At 67.8% G+C, this 17,110-nt stretch carries 15 protein-coding genes; 3 read left to right on the forward strand and 12 right to left on the reverse strand.

Translation table 11 applies throughout. The annotated features are described in order from the left end of the window. Positions 1-77: 77 nt before the first annotated feature. The 10 genes from MIC448_RS04030 to MIC448_RS04075 form a co-directional block, all read right to left on the reverse strand. Entirely contained in the window at positions 78-1,151 is a 1,074-nt protein-coding gene (locus MIC448_RS04030; RefSeq protein WP_036296429.1) for a glycosyltransferase, read from the reverse strand. Further along, the gene (ftsW, locus tag MIC448_RS04035) at positions 1,148-2,416 is read right to left on the reverse strand and encodes a putative lipid II flippase FtsW (protein ID WP_081766170.1); all 1,269 of its coding nucleotides are present in this window, start codon (positions 2,414-2,416) and stop codon (positions 1,148-1,150) included. The genes MIC448_RS04030 and ftsW overlap by 4 nt, the downstream gene beginning before the upstream one ends. Continuing rightward, positions 2,367-3,989 carry a UDP-N-acetylmuramoyl-L-alanine--D-glutamate ligase gene (gene murD / locus MIC448_RS04040; RefSeq protein WP_081766171.1) on the reverse strand — a complete coding sequence of 541 codons (1,623 nt, stop codon included), beginning with the start codon at positions 3,987-3,989 and terminating at the stop codon, positions 2,367-2,369. The genes ftsW and murD overlap by 50 nt, the downstream gene beginning before the upstream one ends. After that, positions 3,986-5,095: a phospho-N-acetylmuramoyl-pentapeptide-transferase gene (mraY, locus tag MIC448_RS04045; protein ID WP_036296431.1), complete on the reverse strand. Its 1,110-nt coding sequence runs from the start codon at positions 5,093-5,095 to the stop codon at positions 3,986-3,988. Before mraY ends, murD begins: the two co-directional genes overlap by 4 nt. Next, positions 5,092-6,504, reverse strand: coding sequence for a UDP-N-acetylmuramoyl-tripeptide--D-alanyl-D-alanine ligase (gene murF / locus MIC448_RS04050; protein ID WP_036296433.1), 1,413 nt, complete (start codon positions 6,502-6,504; stop codon positions 5,092-5,094). The genes mraY and murF overlap by 4 nt, the downstream gene beginning before the upstream one ends. Before the next feature lie 66 nt (positions 6,505-6,570). Then, positions 6,571-8,355, reverse strand: coding sequence for a penicillin-binding protein 2 (locus MIC448_RS04055; RefSeq protein WP_036296434.1), 1,785 nt, complete (start codon positions 8,353-8,355; stop codon positions 6,571-6,573). 57 nt (positions 8,356-8,412) lie between these two features. Beyond that, positions 8,413-8,997: a hypothetical protein gene (locus MIC448_RS04060; protein ID WP_036296436.1), complete on the reverse strand. Its 585-nt coding sequence runs from the start codon at positions 8,995-8,997 to the stop codon at positions 8,413-8,415. Continuing rightward, positions 8,994-9,944 (reverse strand): 16S rRNA (cytosine(1402)-N(4))-methyltransferase RsmH, encoded by a 951-nt coding sequence (rsmH, locus tag MIC448_RS04065; protein ID WP_051513100.1) that lies wholly within the window; start codon positions 9,942-9,944, stop codon positions 8,994-8,996. Before rsmH ends, MIC448_RS04060 begins: the two co-directional genes overlap by 4 nt. Before the next feature lie 101 nt (positions 9,945-10,045). Beyond that, the gene (gene mraZ, locus MIC448_RS04070) at positions 10,046-10,477 is read right to left on the reverse strand and encodes a division/cell wall cluster transcriptional repressor MraZ (protein ID WP_036296439.1); all 432 of its coding nucleotides are present in this window, start codon (positions 10,475-10,477) and stop codon (positions 10,046-10,048) included. A gap of 300 nt (positions 10,478-10,777) precedes the next feature. Then, on the reverse strand, positions 10,778-11,149 hold the full coding sequence (locus MIC448_RS04075) for a DUF3040 domain-containing protein (RefSeq protein ID WP_036296441.1): 372 nt from the start codon (positions 11,147-11,149) through the stop codon (positions 10,778-10,780). Positions 11,150-11,217: 68 nt separating this feature from the next. Here MIC448_RS04075 and MIC448_RS04080 point away from each other — a divergent pair, with 68 nt between their 5' ends. Continuing rightward, positions 11,218-12,291 carry a polyprenyl synthetase family protein gene (locus MIC448_RS04080; RefSeq protein ID WP_051513102.1) on the forward strand — a complete coding sequence of 358 codons (1,074 nt, stop codon included), beginning with the start codon at positions 11,218-11,220 and terminating at the stop codon, positions 12,289-12,291. Positions 12,292-12,376: 85 nt separating this feature from the next. Here the strand turns inward: MIC448_RS04080 and MIC448_RS04085 are convergent, their stop codons facing one another. Beyond that, positions 12,377-12,727 (reverse strand): Rv2175c family DNA-binding protein, encoded by a 351-nt coding sequence (locus tag MIC448_RS04085; RefSeq protein WP_036296443.1) that lies wholly within the window; start codon positions 12,725-12,727, stop codon positions 12,377-12,379. A gap of 197 nt (positions 12,728-12,924) precedes the next feature. Here MIC448_RS04085 and MIC448_RS04090 point away from each other — a divergent pair, with 197 nt between their 5' ends. Together MIC448_RS04090 and pknB are read left to right on the forward strand one after the other, a co-directional pair. After that, positions 12,925-14,109, forward strand: a complete 1,185-nt coding sequence (locus tag MIC448_RS04090; RefSeq protein ID WP_232711475.1) for a LysM peptidoglycan-binding domain-containing protein — start codon at positions 12,925-12,927, stop codon at positions 14,107-14,109. Between the two features lie 70 nt (positions 14,110-14,179). Next, the gene (gene pknB, locus MIC448_RS04095; protein ID WP_036296447.1) at positions 14,180-16,117 is read left to right on the forward strand and encodes a Stk1 family PASTA domain-containing Ser/Thr kinase; all 1,938 of its coding nucleotides are present in this window, start codon (positions 14,180-14,182) and stop codon (positions 16,115-16,117) included. A gap of 88 nt (positions 16,118-16,205) precedes the next feature. On the opposite strand, the gene MIC448_RS04100 is transcribed toward pknB, so the two are convergent. After that, positions 16,206-17,003: a hypothetical protein gene (locus tag MIC448_RS04100; RefSeq protein WP_051513104.1), complete on the reverse strand. Its 798-nt coding sequence runs from the start codon at positions 17,001-17,003 to the stop codon at positions 16,206-16,208. Positions 17,004-17,110 lie beyond the last annotated feature (107 nt).

Consider the following 17,110-nt stretch of genomic DNA (forward strand, 5'->3'; position numbering starts at 1 on the left):
AAGGCGTTGCGCTAAGAACCTGAAACCGCCCGCTCGGATCGAGCGTTCTGTGACAGTTCGAGCCCCAGGGCGCGGACTCAGCGCGCGAGGGCCTCGTCGATCAGAGCGATCAGGTCTTCCGTGCCTCGGCGCGAGCCGACGGATGCCGCGGCCGCACGCATCGCGTCGAGTCGGGCGGCATCGCCCAACAGCGGAACCACCTCCGCGCGCACCCGGTCGGCCGTGAACGACGCGTCGTCGATCAGCACGGCCGCACCCGCGGCAACCGCAGACGCCGCGTTCAGGCGCTGCTCGCCGTTGCCGACCGCGTAGGGAACGTAGACGGCGGGGATGCCGAGGGCGCTGATCTCGCTGACCGTCGCGGCGCCGGCCCGCGAGACGATGACATCGGCCAGCGCGAAGGCGAGATCCATCCGGTCCTCGTACTTCTTCACGACATACCCGGGCACACCCGGGTCGGACCAGTCCGACCGCTCTCCCGTCACGTGCACGAGCTGATACCCCGCGGCGAGCACATCGGCGTACGAACCCGCGAACGCCTCGTTCAGCCTCAGCGCACCGAGCGACCCGCCGAACACCAGCAGGGTCGGACGTGCGGGGTCGAGGCCGAAGTGCGCCGCGGCCTCGTCACGCAGTGCCGACCGGTCGAGGTCGACGATCTCGCGACGCAGCGGCATCCCGACGACGCGGGAGCGCCGCAGCGGTGTCCCGGCGAAGGCGACGCCGACTCCCGACGCGCTTCGTGCGCCGAGCACGTTCGCCAGACCCGGGCGCGCGTTCGCCTCGTGCACGACGAAGGGCGTGCCCGAGCGGCGCGCCGCGACGTAGGCCGGAGCCGACGCGTAGCCTCCGAACCCGACAACGACCGAAACATCCCGATCGCGGATGACCCGCCGCACGTGTCCGACCGCCCTCCGAAAGCGGGCCGGAAAGCCGATGGCCGCACGATCGGGCCGGCGCGGGAACGGCAGACGTTCGATCGTCAGCAACTCGTAGCCGCGGTCGGGCACGAGGCGCGCCTCGAGCCCCTCCTTCGTGCCCAGCACCAGAATCCGCGCCTCGGGATCCCGGGCACGTAGTCCGTCCGCGACCGCCAACAGCGGATTGACATGGCCCGCGGTTCCCCCGCCGGCCAGAAGATAGGTCGTCACGCCGAGACTTTACCTCGACGGGCCGCGGTCGCCCCGCCACGGATGCCGGTGCGGACGGTCGGAGCCGACGTCGGCAGTGTCCGAGCGAACGACAGCAAGACACCGCAGGCCATCAGCACCGAGAGCAGAGCCGTTCCGCCCTGCGACATGAACGGCAAGGGCACACCGAGAACGGGGAAGATGCGCAGCACGACACCGATGTTGATGAGCGCCTGCCCGACGATCCAGATCGTGATGCCGCCCGAAGCGATCCGGATGAACGGGTCGTCGGTCTTGCGGATGACGTGGAAAGCACCGACCGCGAACAGCGTGAAGAGCCCGAGGATCACGATGCAACCGATGAGACCGACCTCTTCACCTACGATCGCGAAGATGTAGTCGTTGGCGCGGGCGGGCAGCCACCCGTACTTCTCTTTGGAGTTGCCGAGACCCAGCCCGAAGATCCCGCCGCCGGCCAAACCGAACACGCCGTGCATGGCCTGGTAGCAGTCGTTGAAGTAGTCGCAGTCCTCGTTCATGAAGCTCATGATGCGGCGCATGCGGTTGGGGCTCGCGACCGCCATGTAGGCCACGTAGGCCGCTGCACCGATGAGCGGCAAGAGGAAGATGCGCAGCCGCACTCCCGAGAAGAACAGTCCACCGAGCACGATCAGCACCAGGATCATCGCTGTTCCCAGGTCGTGCCCCGCCATGACGGTCGCGATGACCGCCGCCGAGACCGGGACGAGCGGGATGAAGACGTGGCGCCAGAGACCCAAGAGGGTCTGTTTGCGGTAGAGGACGTACGCGACCCAGAGGGCGAGCGAGAGCTTGAGGAACTCGGATGGCTGGACGGTCTGCCCTCCGATGGAAATCCAGTTGCGGTTTCCGAGGATCTCGACGCCGAGTCCGGGAACGAAGACGAGCAGTTGGAAGAGCGTCGCGAATCCGAGCAAGGGCCAGGCGATCTTCTTCCAGAACCTGACCGGGAAGCGCGATGCCACGAACATCAGGGGGATGCCGATGACGGCGAACACACCCTGTTTGATCAGCGATTCGAAGGGGCTCTGACCCTCGGCTGTCGCGGACGCGGTCGTGGCCGATAGCACCATGACCAGCCCGAAGCCGGTCAGCAGCAGAGCGGTCGATGCGATGAGGAGGAACTCGCTCGGTACGGGAGCGAATACGCGTCCGAGCGAAACCCGCGCCGCGAGTCCTCGGGGTGGGGGCGCGTCGTCAGGCTGTTGCGCCGCCCGCGGGGGGCGTGTCGGCGTCCGAGTCGCCATCCGTCTCCCCTGCCTGCGCTTCGTCCCGGTCGGGATTCGTGCTGTCCCGTTCGGATTCCGTGTCGTCATGCGCGGAATCGAGTCCCCCGACGTGCTCGCGAACCGCGTCCGCGAAGCGCGTGCCCCGCTCGGCGTACCCGCTGAACTGGTCGAAGGATGCCGAAGCCGGAGCGAGGAGCACGACGTCTCCCGACGTCGCGATACCCGCCGCCCGCTGGACGACACGCCTCATGACCTCTTCAGTCTCACCGTGCTCCACCTCGAACACGGGCACGTCCGGGGCGTGTCGCGCGAATGCCGCGACCACGTCATCGCGCAGACGTCCGATCACGATCGCCGCCTTGACCGCGCTCCCCCGCCCCGCGACGAGCGGCCCGATGTCGACGCCCTTCAGCAGACCCCCGACGACCCAGATCGCTCCGGGATAGGCCGAGAGTGAGGATGCCGCGGCGTGCGGGTTCGTCGCCTTCGAATCGTCCACCCAGGTCACACCGGCATGGTGCGCGATGACCTCGATCCGATGCGGGTCGAGACGGAACGTGTCCAGCGCGTCACGGATGGCGGCCGGCTCGACTCCCGCGGCGCGCGCGAGGGCCGCCGCTGCCAGGATGTTGGCGACGATGTGCGGCGCGATCAATCCGACCGTCGCGAGACGTTCGAGGGTCGTGAGCTCGAGAGCGCTCGATCGGCGCTCGTCGAGGAAGGCCCGGTCGACGAGGATGCCGTCGACGATGCCGACGTCGCTCGGTCCCGGCACGCCCAGGTCGAACCCGATCGCCCGTGCACCCTCGACGACCTCGGCGTCCTCGACCATCTCTCGCGTCGCGATATCGGCCTTGTTGTAGACGCAGGCGACGCGGGTGTTGCGGTAGACGACGCCCTTCGCCCGGCGATACGCGTCGAAGGATCCGTGCCACTCAAGGTGGTCGTCGGCGAGGTTCAGGCACACCGACGCGAGCGGGAAAGGCTGTCCCTCCGGCTCGGCCAGGGACAAATACCAGAGCTGGTGACTCGAGAGTTCGACGACGAGCGCGTCGAACCCGGCGGGGTCGCGGATCGCGTCGAGTACGGGCACCCCGATGTTTCCGCAGGGCGCGGCGCGCAGACCGCCCTCGACGAGCATCGTCGCGGCCAGTCGGGTCGTCGTGGTCTTGCCGTTCGTCCCGGTGATCAGGATCCAGTCGGCGGGCGAGCCGTCCGGCCGCGCAACCTTGTCGCGCACCCGCCACGCGAGTTCGATGTCGCCCCAGAGCGGGACGGATGTCTCGAGGGCCCACCGCACGACGGGGTGTCCCGGCGCGAACCCGGGCGACGCCACGATCACGTCGGGCGCGAACTCGACGATGCGGTCGGGCACGGCGCCGAGCGGACCCACGTGCAGCTCGGCCCCGATCACCGGTAGCAGGCTGGCGTACTCCTCGGCCGCCGACTCGGTCGCGACGAGGACCTCCGCGCCGAGCTCGGTGAGGGTGTCGGCGACCGAGAATCCGGTCTGGGCGAGGCCCAGGACGACGACCCGAAGGCCCTTCCAGTCGGCGTTCCAGCTGGTGAGCTCGGCGAGCGGGGCGCTCATGCCCGCGTCAGCCACTCGACGTAGAACAGGCCGATGCCCGACACGGCGAGCATCCCGGCGATGATCCACATGCGCACGACGATCGTGACCTCGGACCAGCCGCGCATCTCGAGGTGGTGGTGCAGCGGGCTCATCAGGAACAGCCGCTTGCCACGCGTCGCCTTGAAGTACGCGCGCTGCAGAATGACCGAACCCGACGCGATGACGTAGACGCCGGCGACCAGCACGACGAGCAACTCGGTGCGCGTCAGGATGGCCATCGCGGCGATGACGCCACCGATCGACATGGACCCGACGTCGCCCATGAAGAGCTTCGCGGTCGGCGCGTTCCACCACAGGAAGCCGACGAGCGCGCCCACGAAGGAGGCCGAGACGATGGCCAGATCGAACGAGTTCGGCGTGTCGTAACAGGCCGCCAGGACGGCCGGGGTCGGCCCCTCGCCGGTGCAGACCTGTTGGAACTGCCAGAAGGCGATCAGGCTGTACGCACCGACGACGAAGATCCCCGCGCCCGCGGCGAGACCGTCCAGCCCGTCCGACACGTTGACGCTGTTCGACGTCGCGACGCCGATCAGCGAGAGCCACGTGAGGTACAGGATCCAGCCGATCACCGGACCCAACGCCATGAACGACAGCACCGGGATGTCCCGGAACAGCGAGACATACGCCGACGCCGGAGTCTGGTCCCACGCGTTCGGGAAGTTGAGGGCGACGATGCCGAAGGGCACCGCGACCAGTACCTGGCCGACGATCTTGCGCCACCCCGACAGCCCGAGGCTGCGCTGGCTGCGGACCTTCATGTAGTCGTCGATGAAACCGACCGCGCCGAACCCGATCATCATCCAGATGACGAGCAGACCCGAGATCGTCGGAGGGTTGCCGCCCGTGAACCCGCCGATCAGATACCCGACGATGGTGCCGACGATGAAGATCAGGCCGCCCATCGTGGGGGTGCCGCGCTTCTGCCCGTGGCTCGGGTTCTCGATCGCCTCGGGCGTGCGGATGACCTGGCCCCAGCCCCACTTGCGGAACAGCCGGATGAAGACGGGCGTGAGAAAGAGCGTGAACGCCAGAGAGATCGCTGCCGCCGTCAGAAGGGATCTCACGAGAACGATTCTCCCAGACGATCGCCGAGGTGCCGGAGCCCCGCCGCGTTGGACGACTTCACCAGCACGCGGTCGCCGTCGCGCAACTCCCCCGACAGATAGTCGTAGGCGGCATCCGCGTCCGGGAAGAAGACGGCCTCGCCGTCCCACGAGCCCTGCGCGATGGCCTCGAGGAACATGCGCCGCGCCTCGGTGCCGACGACGACGATCCGTTGGATCCCCAGCCGCACCGCCAGGAGCCCGACGCGGTCGTGCTCGTCGTCGGCGTACTCGCCGAGCTCGCTCATCGCACCGAGCACGGCGACCGTGCGCTGGCCCGGGCCGGTGATCTGCGCGAGGGTCCGCAGAGCGGCGGACATCGAATCCGGGCTGGCGTTGTAGGCATCGTTGATGATGCGCACGCGGTCGTTGCCGAGCGGCTGCATCCGCCAGCGCTCCGCGAGTTCGACCGTCTCGAGCCGCTCGACGCACGTGCGCAGCGGCACCCCGATACGCGTCGCGACCGCGATCGCGGCGAGGGCGTTGGGGACGAAGTGCTCGCCGAGAACGCGCAGTCGCAGCGGTACCGTGACTCCCCCGGCACTCACGTCACACGTCGTGCCGTCGGCGGACACCTGGATGTCGTCGGCCCATACGTCGGCGTTCGCCCCGCGTCCGAACCACACGACGTCGACCTCGCGGTCGCGGGCGATCGTCGCCATCCCGGCAACGCGCGGATCGTCGGCGTTCAGCACGGCCGTGCCCCCCGCTCGCACCGCCTGGACCAGCTCGGACTTGGCGGCGACGGTCGCCTCGATGCCGCCGAACCCTCCGGCGTGCGCCATGCCGACCATCAGCACGACGCCGATGTCGGGCGTGACGAGCCCCGCGAGGCGGGCGATCTCGCCCGGCGCGCTCGCACCGAACTCACACACGAGATACCGCGTGCTGTCGGTCACGCGCAGCATCGTCAGGGGGGCACCGACCTCATTGTTGAAGGATGCGTGGGGCCAGACGGTCTCGCCCTCGTCGCGCAGAATGCGGGCGACCAGGTTCTTGGTGGTCGTCTTACCGTTCGATCCCGTGATCCCGACGACCGTAAGCTCCCCCTCGTCGCGCACACGCGCCACCACATGGCGTGCCAGGTCGGCGAGAGCTCCGACGACGCTGGCGACGACGATCTGGCTGATCGGCGTGTCCACGGGGTGCTCGACGAGCGCAATGACCGCCCCGCGCTCGTGGGCCGTGCCGACGAACAGATGCCCGTCGGTTTCGGCGCCGGGCTTGGCAGCGAACACTCCACCCGACTCGATGAGACGCGAGTCGGTCTCGACGGTGCCGTCGACGACCGAGTCAGGCGTGTCCGATCCGACGGTCCGCAACTCGCCCCCGGTGGCGCGGGCGATCTCGGCATACGTCAGCGCGATCATGGACACTCTCCCTGGACAGTGGGCTGTGGGCGGCGCCCGCGCGACGTCATCGGTACGTGGGCAGGTTTACTGGTACTTGGGAAGGATCTCGGGCCCCGGTGTGCTGGACGGAAGCACCCGATAGGTCTTCAAGACCTGGGTCATCGCCTTCTGGAAACCGGCGGCATTGGCCGAAGACATTCTATTCTTCTTCGGCTCGTCGAGAGTGAAGATCACCACGTACTTCGGGTCGTCCGCGGGCGCGAAACCGGCGAGCGTCGTGTAGAAGATGCCCTGCTTGTACCCGCTGCCGTCTTCGTTCGCCTTCTCTGCGGTCCCCGACTTGGTCGCCATCCGGTAGCCGTCGACGGCGAGAACCTTGTGGTTCGTGACTTGCTGGAACACGTTCTCGAGCATGAGCGTGACATCGGCTGCCGTCTCCGGCTTGATGACCTGCTCGCCCTCGGGAAGCTCCGGCTCGATGACCTCGCCCGCCGCCGTTGTGCATGACTCGACGAGACTCAGAGGCATCCGCACACCGTCGTTCGCGATCGTCTGGTACACGCTCGCAACCTGCGGGACGGTCACCGTGAAGGACTGACCGAAGGTCGTCGTGTAGTGGGACGCCTGATCCCAGGGAGCGTCATGAAGGATGCCTTCGCGCTCGCCGGGGAAGCCGACCTCGGTCTTCTCGCCGACACCGAAACGCTCGAGGTAGTCGTGACGCACCTCATCCGACACGAGCGTGCCGAATTTCGACAGTGCGACGTTCGAGGAGTCCACGAGCGCGCCCGTCATCGTGTAGTTGTACGACGGGTGCGAGAAGACATCGTTGACCGTGATGTCGCCCGGCAGCGTCTCGCGGCCCGATGCCGGAAGCGTCGGGGTGAGCGGCGTGACCCCCGCGGAATCGATGATCGTCGCGGCCGTCACGGGCTTGAAGGTCGAGCCGGGCTCGAACTCGTACGTGAAGATGCGGCTGCTGCGATCGCTCTCGGCGGACGCGTTGACATCGTTGGGGTCGACCGTCGGGTACTCGGCGGCCGCGCGGATCTTGCCCGTTTCGACCTCGAGGACGAATGCGGTGCCGTAGTTCGCCTGCTGGTTCTGGACCTCTTCGGCCACCATCTGTTGCAGGTACCACTGCAGGTCACGGTTGATCGTCAGCTGCAACGTTCCGCCGTCCTCGGCGGGCGTCTCATCGAGGGTGCCCGGGATGACCACGCCATCCTTTCCCCGCTCGTACGACTGCGCACCGTCCACACCTGACAGGCAGTCATCTTCGGAGAGCTCCAGACCCGCGAGCGCTTCGCCGTCGGACCCGACGAATCCCAGGAGATTGCCGCCGACGGCCCCATCGGGATAGGTACGAGACGGATGCTCGGACGTGGTCAGGAACGGCAGGTCGAGGGCGACGAGGGCCTGATACTGGTCGGTGCTGAGCTTCGTCGCGATCTGCGCCCACTGCGAGTCGGCGTTGGCAGCGAGCGCATCCGCGACAATCTGCTGCACCTCTTCGGGAGTCTGACCGGTGATCGCAGCGATCTGCGCCGCCTGTTCGGGCCAGACCTGCTCCACGGTGCGGCCATCGCTGAACTCCTGGTTGAGGATGTTCTGCGGGTCGACCTGCGCGTCGTACAGCATCGTGTTGCCCGCGAGCACCGCCCCGGTTTCATCGACGATCGTGCCACGCGCTGCCTCGAGCTTGTTGCTCGCCACCATCCCGACGCCGGCCGAGTCGGCACGGTGGTCGTCCGCGTTGACGACCTGGATGTCGACCAGACGCACGACGAACACCCCGAGGATCGAGAGGACGACCGCAAGGGCGACCACGGTGCGGCGGCGGGGGGAACGTGTGGTGCGTGTAGTCATATGTGGGTCGCCGCGTTTCGTATGTCGATTCCGGAATTCTCGGTGTCAGTCTCGGTGTCAGCGGGTCTGGGGGGCGGGCAGCCCCTCGGAAAGAGCGGGTGGACCGGTGACGACCGCGTCGGTCGGTGCGACCGGGTCCTCGGGCAGACCCTCGATCGTCGCGTCGGGGGCGGTGACGAGAGGCGCCGTCGCAACGAGCGAGTTCGCCACGCTTCCGCGTCCGATCGCATCGACGGTCGACTGCCACGGCGCGGCTGCACCGCTGCCGAGGATCGCGCCGTCGGAGAGGCGGAGGTATGAGGGGGCCTCGTTGATGACCATGCCCAGCGCAGAAGCGTTCGCGGCCAGGTATTGAGGCGAACTCAACCCGACGAGCTGCTGGTTCAGCGACTGACTCTCGTGCTGCAGCGCTTTCACCTGCTGGGTCAGTGCCTGCTCTTCGTAGACGCCCTGGGTCATCGCGATCGAGATTCCCATCTGCGCCGCCGCGATGGCGACAGCGCCGCTCAGCGCGATGATGGCATACGCCAGCCGCGGTCGGCGGCGGCGCGCGGGGGCAGCCTCAACGGCACGCAGGCGATTGCGTTCAGGACGCGTCGCCGTGCCCGGAACGAGGGGAAGGGCGGTGGTTGCGAGGCTCATGCGGCCCTCGCTCTCTCTGCGGCGCGGAGTCGGACGGGGGTGGCGCGCGGGTTGCGTTCGCGCTCGTCCTCGGGTGCGAGCTCCGCACCCTTGACGAGCAGACGGAACTTCGGTGCGTGCTCGGGAAGCTCGACGGGCAGACCCGAGGGTGCCGTGGAGGCCGAGGCATCGGCGAAGGCACGTTTGACGATGCGGTCTTCGAGCGACTGATAGGCCAGCACGACGATGCGGCCCTTCACAGCAAGAAGCTCGAGGGCCGCGGGAATGGCACGCTCCACGGCGACGAGTTCTTCGTTGACCTCGATCCGGAGGGCCTGGAAGACGCGCTTCGCGGGGTGCCCGGCGCGCTGGGCGGCGGCCGGTGTCGCGGCGACGAGCACCTCGACGAGCTCACCCGAGCGCAGGATCGGCGCTTTGTCGCGGGCCGCGACGATGAAGCGTGCGTAGCGGGCGGCGAGCTTCTCTTCGCCGTACCGCTCGAAGATCGCCCGAAGCGCTCCCTCGGGGTAGGTCGCGATGACGTCTGCGGCGGTGGGGCCATCCGTCTGATCCATCCGCATGTCGAGCGGCGCATCCCGGGAGTACGCGAAACCTCGGTCGGACTCGTCAAGCTGCAGCGACGAGACGCCGAGATCGAAGAGGATCGCATCGACCCGGTTATAGCCGACGGATGCTGCGGCTTCGGCGATGCCGTCGTAGACCGTGTGCACCAGGCTCACGCGGTCGCCGAAGCGGGCAAGCCGTTCGCCGGCGAGCCGGAGCGCGTCCGTGTCGCGGTCGAGTCCGATCAGGCGAATGTCGGGAAAGCGCTCGAGGAAAGCTTCGGAGTGCCCACCCATTCCGAGGGTCGCATCGACCAGCACGGCGCCGGGGCGCTGCAGGGCGGGGGCGAGCAGCTCGATGCAGCGCTCGAGCAGAACAGGGGTGTGGCGGTCTCGGGTTTCCATGATGAGGGGGCCGGACCCCGGGTCCTGATCCCCATCCGCTCCGACCTGGCACCGGGGAAGTGTGTCAGGGCGTGGCGGCTGGGAGTCAGGACCAGGGGGCGTCAGAAGAGGCCCGGGATCACCTCCTGCTCCAGATCGGAGTACGACTCCTCATTGGCGGCGGCGTAGGAGTTCCAGGCATCCGCGTTCCAGATCTCGGCGTGAGCGCCGACACCCGTGACAACGAGTTCCTTCTCCAGACCGGCGTAGGCGCGCAGGTGCGTGGGAACCGTGATGCGGTTCTGCGAGTCGGGCATCTCGGCGCTCGCGCCCGAGAGGAACATGCGCAGAAAGTCTCGAGCCTGCTTGTTGCTGAGCGGCGCCTCGCGGATGCGCTCGTGCACACGCTCGAACTCGGCGGAGCTGAAGACGAAGAGACAGCGGTCTTGACCGCGGGTGATGACGACGCCACCGGCGAGGTCTTCGCGGAACTTCGCGGGGAGGATCACGCGTCCTTTGTCGTCGAGCTTGGGGGTGTAGGTGCCGAGAAGCATCGACGTGTACCCCCCTTCGCCCGGCCCGCCTCAGGTATGGCCCCACGTTACTCCACTTCCCTCCACTTTCCTACGTTTTTGCACCACTAATACGAGTGAGAGCGTCCGCACGACCGAACATCCGAGAGGAACAAGGTCCCCCGATCGTCGAGAAAGGCCCCCGCTGGACCACTCGAGGACACGTCATTCCTCTCGGATGTTCGTGGAATGACGCGGAAGTTCGGACCCGAATGCGAAAGCGCGCACAAAAAAAGGGGCCGACCCGAAGGTCGACCCCGAAGAGTGGAGAGAGGTGGAGGACTAGTGGCCGTCCTGGCGCCGATCCCATCGATCGTTCATACGATCCATGAAACTGACCTGGGTTGCGCGGCGCGGAGCACTCGGGCTTCCCGGGGCGGGCATCCGCGTGATGTCGACCCGTGTCGGTGTGAGAGCGAGGACAACGCCCCCGAGCATCGCGACGAAGCCGAGGATTCCGACGACGATCAGCTGTGTGGCGACACCCGCCACGAGCGCACCGATTCCGACGAGCACGATGATCGCACCCAGAGTGACATTGCGGTAGTTGATGGCGCGGCCCTCGCGGTCCGAGCTGACGACATCGGCGTCGTTGCGCAGAAGGTGGCGCTCCATCTCATCGAGAAGGCGCTGCTCCTGTTCAGAGAGTGGCATCGGTCCCCCGTTGGGTTCTAAAGATTGCGCCTCAGTCTACTCGCGGCGCCGGTTACTAGGCTAGGCCCGTGCAGGGTTCCCCAGACGCCATCCAAGCGGTTTCACAGCGACTGGAGAGATTTGTCTCGGCTCGCGTCGACGAGGCGGCAGACGCCGGTCCGCTCGCCCGTCCGATTCTCGAGCTCTCCGCGGCGACACTGCAGGGCGGAAAGCGTTTGCGTGCAGCCTTCTGCTACTGGGGATGGCGATCGGTGACGGATGCCACGGGCACCGACGAGATCGTCGCTGCGGCCGCGGCGCTCGAGGTTTTCCATGCCGCAGCACTCGTGCACGACGACATCATCGACAACTCCGACACGCGTCGCGGACACCCCGCGACGCACCGCGCGTTCGAGGGCGCCCATCTTGCCGGCGGATGGACCGGCGACGCCGCCGCGTACGGTCGATCCTCCGCGATCCTCGCCGGTGACCTGCTTGTCGCGTGGAGCGACGACCTCTTCGAGGAGGGGATAGCCGATGCGCCCGCCGATCGCGCACGAGCGGCACGCCGCCGCTACGCGGAGATGCGGCGCGACGTGACGGTCGGGCAGTACCTCGACATCGCGGCGGAGACCGTGCCCGCCCCTGACGCCGAGCAACTCGGCCGGGCGCTCCACGTGGCCTCGTTCAAGTCCGCACGCTACTCGGTCCAGCAGCCCCTCCTCATCGGCGCGGCGATCGGCGGCGGGAGCACCGAGCAACAGGAGGCGCTCCGCGACTTCGGCCACCCGATCGGGATGGCCTTTCAACTGCGCGACGACGTCCTCGGGGTATTCGGCGACTCGGCTGCAACCGGCAAGCCGAGCGGGGATGACCTGCGTGAGGGCAAGCGCACCGCACTCATCGCCTTCGCGCGGCAGGAACTCCCTGCATCCGTCCGCCGCACGCTCGACGAATTGCTCGGCGATCCCGACCTCGAGGACACCCAGGTCCGGATGCTTCAGGACACCATCCGCGACAGCGGAGCCCTTGACCGGGTCGAGGATCTCATCGCGTCGTACACGCGCGAAGCGGACCGCGCCCTCTCGGGCGCTCCGCTCGACAACGCCTCGGTCGGTGCGCTCCGCGATCTCGCTCGCGCGGCCGTTCACCGCGTGGCGTAGTCGTTCACCGCATGGCGGGGTAAGTAACCGCGTGGCGGAGACGTCACCCGGGGCCGGCGATCGCGCGCTCAGCCGAGCGACGGGGTCAACCCAAAGACTGGGCGATGCGGCGGACTTCGCTCTTGCGGCCAGCGCGGAGCACCGCGATCGGTGCCTCGCCCATGGTCTCTTCGGTCTCGAACAGCCACTCGACGACCTCGTCGGTCGAGAAGCCCCGATCGAGAAGCACGATGATCGTGCCGCGCAGCGAGGACAGGGGCCGATCATCGACCAGGAAGTCCGCGGGGATCTTCAGTGCACCGTCGACGCGCATCGCGACGAGATGGTGGTCATCGAGTAGGCGCCGGACGCGGCCGGGCGTTTCGCCCATCAACTGGGCGACGGCGGGAAGGGGCAACCACTCGATGGTGGAGGCCCAGGCGGGTGTCTCACTCACTCAGACAGTGTGTCACGACCGAGGGGGTGACTTCATGAGGGCTCCCGGTTGAATGTAGGGGCTGACTCGTTCACTCGGCCAGGAGCGTCCGTCACCTCTTCAGTCACATCAGCAACATCTTCCCCACATATCACTTCTGTTGACTTTCGTTGACAGGCGTGACAGCGTTTCAGGAGTTTGATCGAGGGGAAACATCCGTGCGCAAGTCACTCAAGACGCTCGTTCGTCCGAACCGTGCGCACTTCACCGTGCCCGCCGCCCTGATCGGCACGCTGGCGGCGACGCTCGTCGCCACGCCGCCCGAGGCTGCGCCGATGACCAGCGAACGTGAACCGCGTCCGCACTGGCGGGGTGTGCCCGCTACCCCTTCGGTGACGACGCACGTCGTCGCCGCGGGCGAAAGCGTCTGGTCTGTCGCGACCGCACACGGCCTCCGCCCCGCCGATGTCCTCGCGTGGAACGGCCTCGACTGGTCTTCGGTCATCCGCCCGGGTCAGGTCCTGAACCTGACCGCACCGGCCGCAGCACAGGTTGCGCCCACCCCCTCCGCGCCCACGATGATGTCGCATACGGTCGTCGCCGGCGATACTCTCACCGGCATCGCTCAGAGACACGGCATCAGCCTGCAGACCCTGTTCGACGCGAACGGGCTCGGCTGGAGCTCGGTGATCTACCCCGGCCAGACCCTGAACGTTCCGGGCGTCACGACCGCCGCCGCGGTCGCGCCCGTCGCCGCCCCGGCACCGGCGCCCGCACCCGCGGCACCGCAGACCGCGCACACCGTCGCCCGCGGCGACACACTGTCGGGCATCGCGAAGAAGTACGGCGTGACGCTCGCCGCCGTATTCGAGGCGAACGGCCTCGGCTCGGGCTCGATCATCTACCCCGGCCAGGCCATCACCGTACCCGGCACCGGTGCGGCACCCGCCGCCGCGGCGACACCGGCGACACCGGCGGTCGCGGCATCCGTCGACGGGCTCGACGCGGAGCAGATCGAGAACGCACGCCTGATCATCCAGGTCGGCCGCGAACTCGGCGTCTCAGACCGCGGAATCGCGATCGCCCTCGCCACTGCGATGGTCGAATCCTGGATTCGCAACCTCGATTGGGGTGACCGCGACTCGCTCGGCCTCTACCAGCAGCGACCGAGCACCGGCTGGGGCTCCCCCGATGAGATTCGCGACGCATCCCGTTCCATCCGTGTCTTCTACGGCGGCCCGTCCGACCCGAACGGCAGCCGCACGCGCGGACTGCTCGACATTTCGGGCTGGGAGGGCATGGGCTTCTCGCAGGCCGCGCAGGCCGTGCAACGCTCCGCATTCCCTGACCGCTACGCCGCCTGGGAGGGCGCTGCCTACCAGTGGATCGCCGCACTCGGATGACACAGTTCCGCCTCGCCCCGAGGGTGAGGCGCTCCCGGGGCACGGGCCGTAGCTTCCGTAGACTTCATTCGTGAGTACGAGCCAGCAAGCCGACCCCCTGATCGGGCGGCTTGTCGACTCTCGGTACCGCGTCCGCGCGCGGATCGCCCGCGGCGGCATGGCAACCGTATACGTGGCCACCGACCTGCGGCTCGAGCGACGCATCGCGCTGAAGGTCATGCACGGGCACCTGAGCGACGACGCGGTGTTCCAAACCCGCTTCATCCAAGAGGCCCGCGCGGCAGCTCGACTGGCCGACCCGAACGTCGTCAACGTCTTCGATCAGGGCCAGGACGAGGGCATCGCCTACCTCGTGATGGAGTACCTGCCGGGCATCACGCTGCGCGAACTGCTGAAGGAGCAGAAGAAGCTCACGGTCGCGCAGACGATCACGATCATGGACGCGACGCTGTCGGGCCTCGCCGCCGCGCACCGCGCCGGCATCGTGCACCGGGACGTCAAACCCGAGAACATCCTGCTGGCCGAGGACGGCCGCATCAAGATCGGCGACTTCGGTCTCGCACGCGCGACGACCGCGAACACCGCGACCGGCCAGATGCTGATGGGCACGATCGCGTACCTCGCACCCGAACTCGTCACCCGGGGTCAGGCCGACGCCCGCAGCGACATCTACGCGCTCGGCATCATGCTGTACGAGATGCTCGTCGGCGAGCAGCCCTACAAGGGCGAACAGCCGATGCAGATCGCGTACCGCCACGCGACCGACACGGTGCCGAGGCCGAGCGCGAAGAATCCGCAGATCCCCGAGCCGCTCGACGAACTCGTGCTGTGGGCGACGGAGAAGAATCCGGATGACCGTCCGGACGACGCATCCGTCATGCTCGATCGCCTGCGCGAGATCGAGCGCGACCTCGGCGTCGCACCCGCCCCGACGCGGGCGACCGTTGCGATCGGAATCCACGACGACAGCAATTCGGGCGAGCTCACGAAGGTCATGCCTTCGGCTGCGGCCCTCACGACGACCATCACACCGGATGTCGACAACGGCACGCTGCTGCGTCGCCGCGCCGGTCGGCGTCGCGCGCGGGGCGCCTGGTTCGCGGTCCTGGTGATTCTGCTCGCGGGACTCGCGGGCGGTGCCGGGTGGTGGTTCGGCTCGGGTCCCGGCTCGCTGGTGGCGGTTCCGGATGTCGCGGGTCAGACATTCGAGGATGCCTCCGCGCGATTACTGCAAGACACGCTCGTAGCTCTTCAGGGCGAGGGTGAACACAGCCTCGATGTCGATGCGGGACTCGTGTTGTACACCGATCCCGGACCCGGCGAGCGGGTCGATAAGGATGCGACCGTTTCGGTCGTCCTGTCGCTCGGACCCCAGCCGCACGACCTGTCGGCGCTCGCGGGCCAGCCCGAGGACGTCGTGCGTACGACGCTGAGCAGCGTCAACATCGAGGTGGGCGAAAGCGTCAACGAGTTCACGGATGCCGCATCCGGAACGGTTCTCGCCGCTCTTGCGCAGCCCGTGACCGGGGACCCGTTCGACGTCTCGAATGGCGGCACGGTGCTGGAGGGCAGCACGATCACTTTGACCGTCTCGCTCGGGCCGGTACCACCCGTGGAGGGTCTGAGCGTGGAGGCCGCGACATCCGCTCTGCAGGGTGTCAACCTGCAGGTCTCGGGGACGCGCGAAGAAGAGTTCTCGGATGACATCGACTCGGGCGACGTCATCGCGATCCGCGGTCAACCGGACGGTCGCAACTGGCGCCCGGGCGATACCGCAACGCTCGTCGTCTCGAAGGGCCCGCAGCCGTACCCGATCCCCGACGTTCGCGATCTGACCCGCGACGAAGCGCGCGAAACACTCGAGGATGCGGGCTTCACAGTCGACTTCGCGCCATTCTGGAACGCCTTCCCCAACGCGCTCACGCGGGTAACGGGCACCGACCCCGCGACGGGCGCTGAGCGCCCGCTCGGCACCTCGGTCTACCTGCAGATCACAGCCTCCGGCTGACACCCTACCGAACGACAGCGCGCGAGACTTCACCTATGTCTCTTTCCTGAGCCAGAAACGTGACATAGCTGAAGTCTCGCGCTTCGGGTCAGACGCTGAGGGCTCGGCGGACGCGGGCAGCCAGTGCGGGCAGACCGGGGCCGAGGTCGTTGGCACCGACGAGGATGGGGCGAAACCCGGCGTCCTGGAACAACTGCACACGCCGCAGATCCTCGAGCCACTGACTGCGGTCGAGCCGGTGATGATCGCCCTGGTACTCCAGAAGCACGCGCGCCTCGCGATATCCGAGATCCGCGTGGCGGAGACCCTCGACGGTCATCACGGGGAACTGTACCTCTGGTTCGGGCAGCCCGTGCGCCACGAGCCCCAGGCGCAGGAATGTCTCTTGCGACGAATCCACCGGGCGGCGAATCTGACCGATCGCGAGCGTGAGAGCCTTCGCCCCGCGCTTGCTCCGGTGGCGGGCGAGCGCCGCTCGAAGATCAGCCATCGTGCAGAGCGGATACCGCCTGCCGTAGCTTCGCGGCCCGCTCACGAGGTAGTCCCCGACGGCGACCAGCCAATCTGCAGACAGACTCCGCCGGTGCCCGGTGAGGGGATCCCGCCCGAGGGAACCAGGTACCGCGAGTTGCGTCCAGACCTCGGCGGGAGCGACAAGGGGAATCTTGTCCTGCATGCCATGCGGGACGTCCGCGTCCTCGGTCTCCCAGCCGACGACACCTTCACGTCGCATCGGTGCCGAATCGGCGATCGAGAGCACGTGCAACGGTTCATCCTCAAGCTCGCGCGAGGGCAGCGGCATCCCCCAGATCCGAGCCGCCGTGAGGTGGCTGAACAGCTGATCGGTCCCGAGGAGGGGGCGCAGATGCTCGCTCCGCTCAAGCACATCGCGTGAGCTTCTTGCTGGGACGTATAGTCCGCGGTGGGGTCGAAGAAGATCGCTCGCCCGCAGCCGACTTCTCGGTACCTCGGCGAGCACGGCTTCAGCGTACG

The organism is Microbacterium sp. C448 (assembly GCF_000582705.2).
Lineage (GTDB): Bacteria > Actinomycetota > Actinomycetes > Actinomycetales > Microbacteriaceae > Microbacterium > Microbacterium lacus_A.

Coding starts and splice junctions, on each gene's coding strand:
- rsmH (WP_051513100.1), bottom strand. CDS start 9,944: ATGGAAACCCGAGACCGCCACACCCCTGTTCTGCTCGAGCGCTGCATC.
- MIC448_RS04060 (WP_036296436.1), bottom strand. CDS start 8,997: ATGAGCCTCGCAACCACCGCCCTTCCCCTCGTTCCGGGCACGGCGACG.
- MIC448_RS04055 (WP_036296434.1), bottom strand. CDS start 8,355: ATGACTACACGCACCACACGTTCCCCCCGCCGCCGCACCGTGGTCGCC.
- ftsW (WP_081766170.1), bottom strand. CDS start 2,416: ATGGCGACTCGGACGCCGACACGCCCCCCGCGGGCGGCGCAACAGCCT.
- murF (WP_036296433.1), bottom strand. CDS start 6,504: ATGATCGCGCTGACGTATGCCGAGATCGCCCGCGCCACCGGGGGCGAG.
- MIC448_RS04075 (WP_036296441.1), bottom strand. CDS start 11,149: ATGCCACTCTCTGAACAGGAGCAGCGCCTTCTCGATGAGATGGAGCGC.
- murD (WP_081766171.1), bottom strand. CDS start 3,989: ATGAGCGCCCCGCTCGCCGAGCTCACCAGCTGGAACGCCGACTGGAAG.
- mraZ (WP_036296439.1), bottom strand. CDS start 10,477: ATGCTTCTCGGCACCTACACCCCCAAGCTCGACGACAAAGGACGCGTG.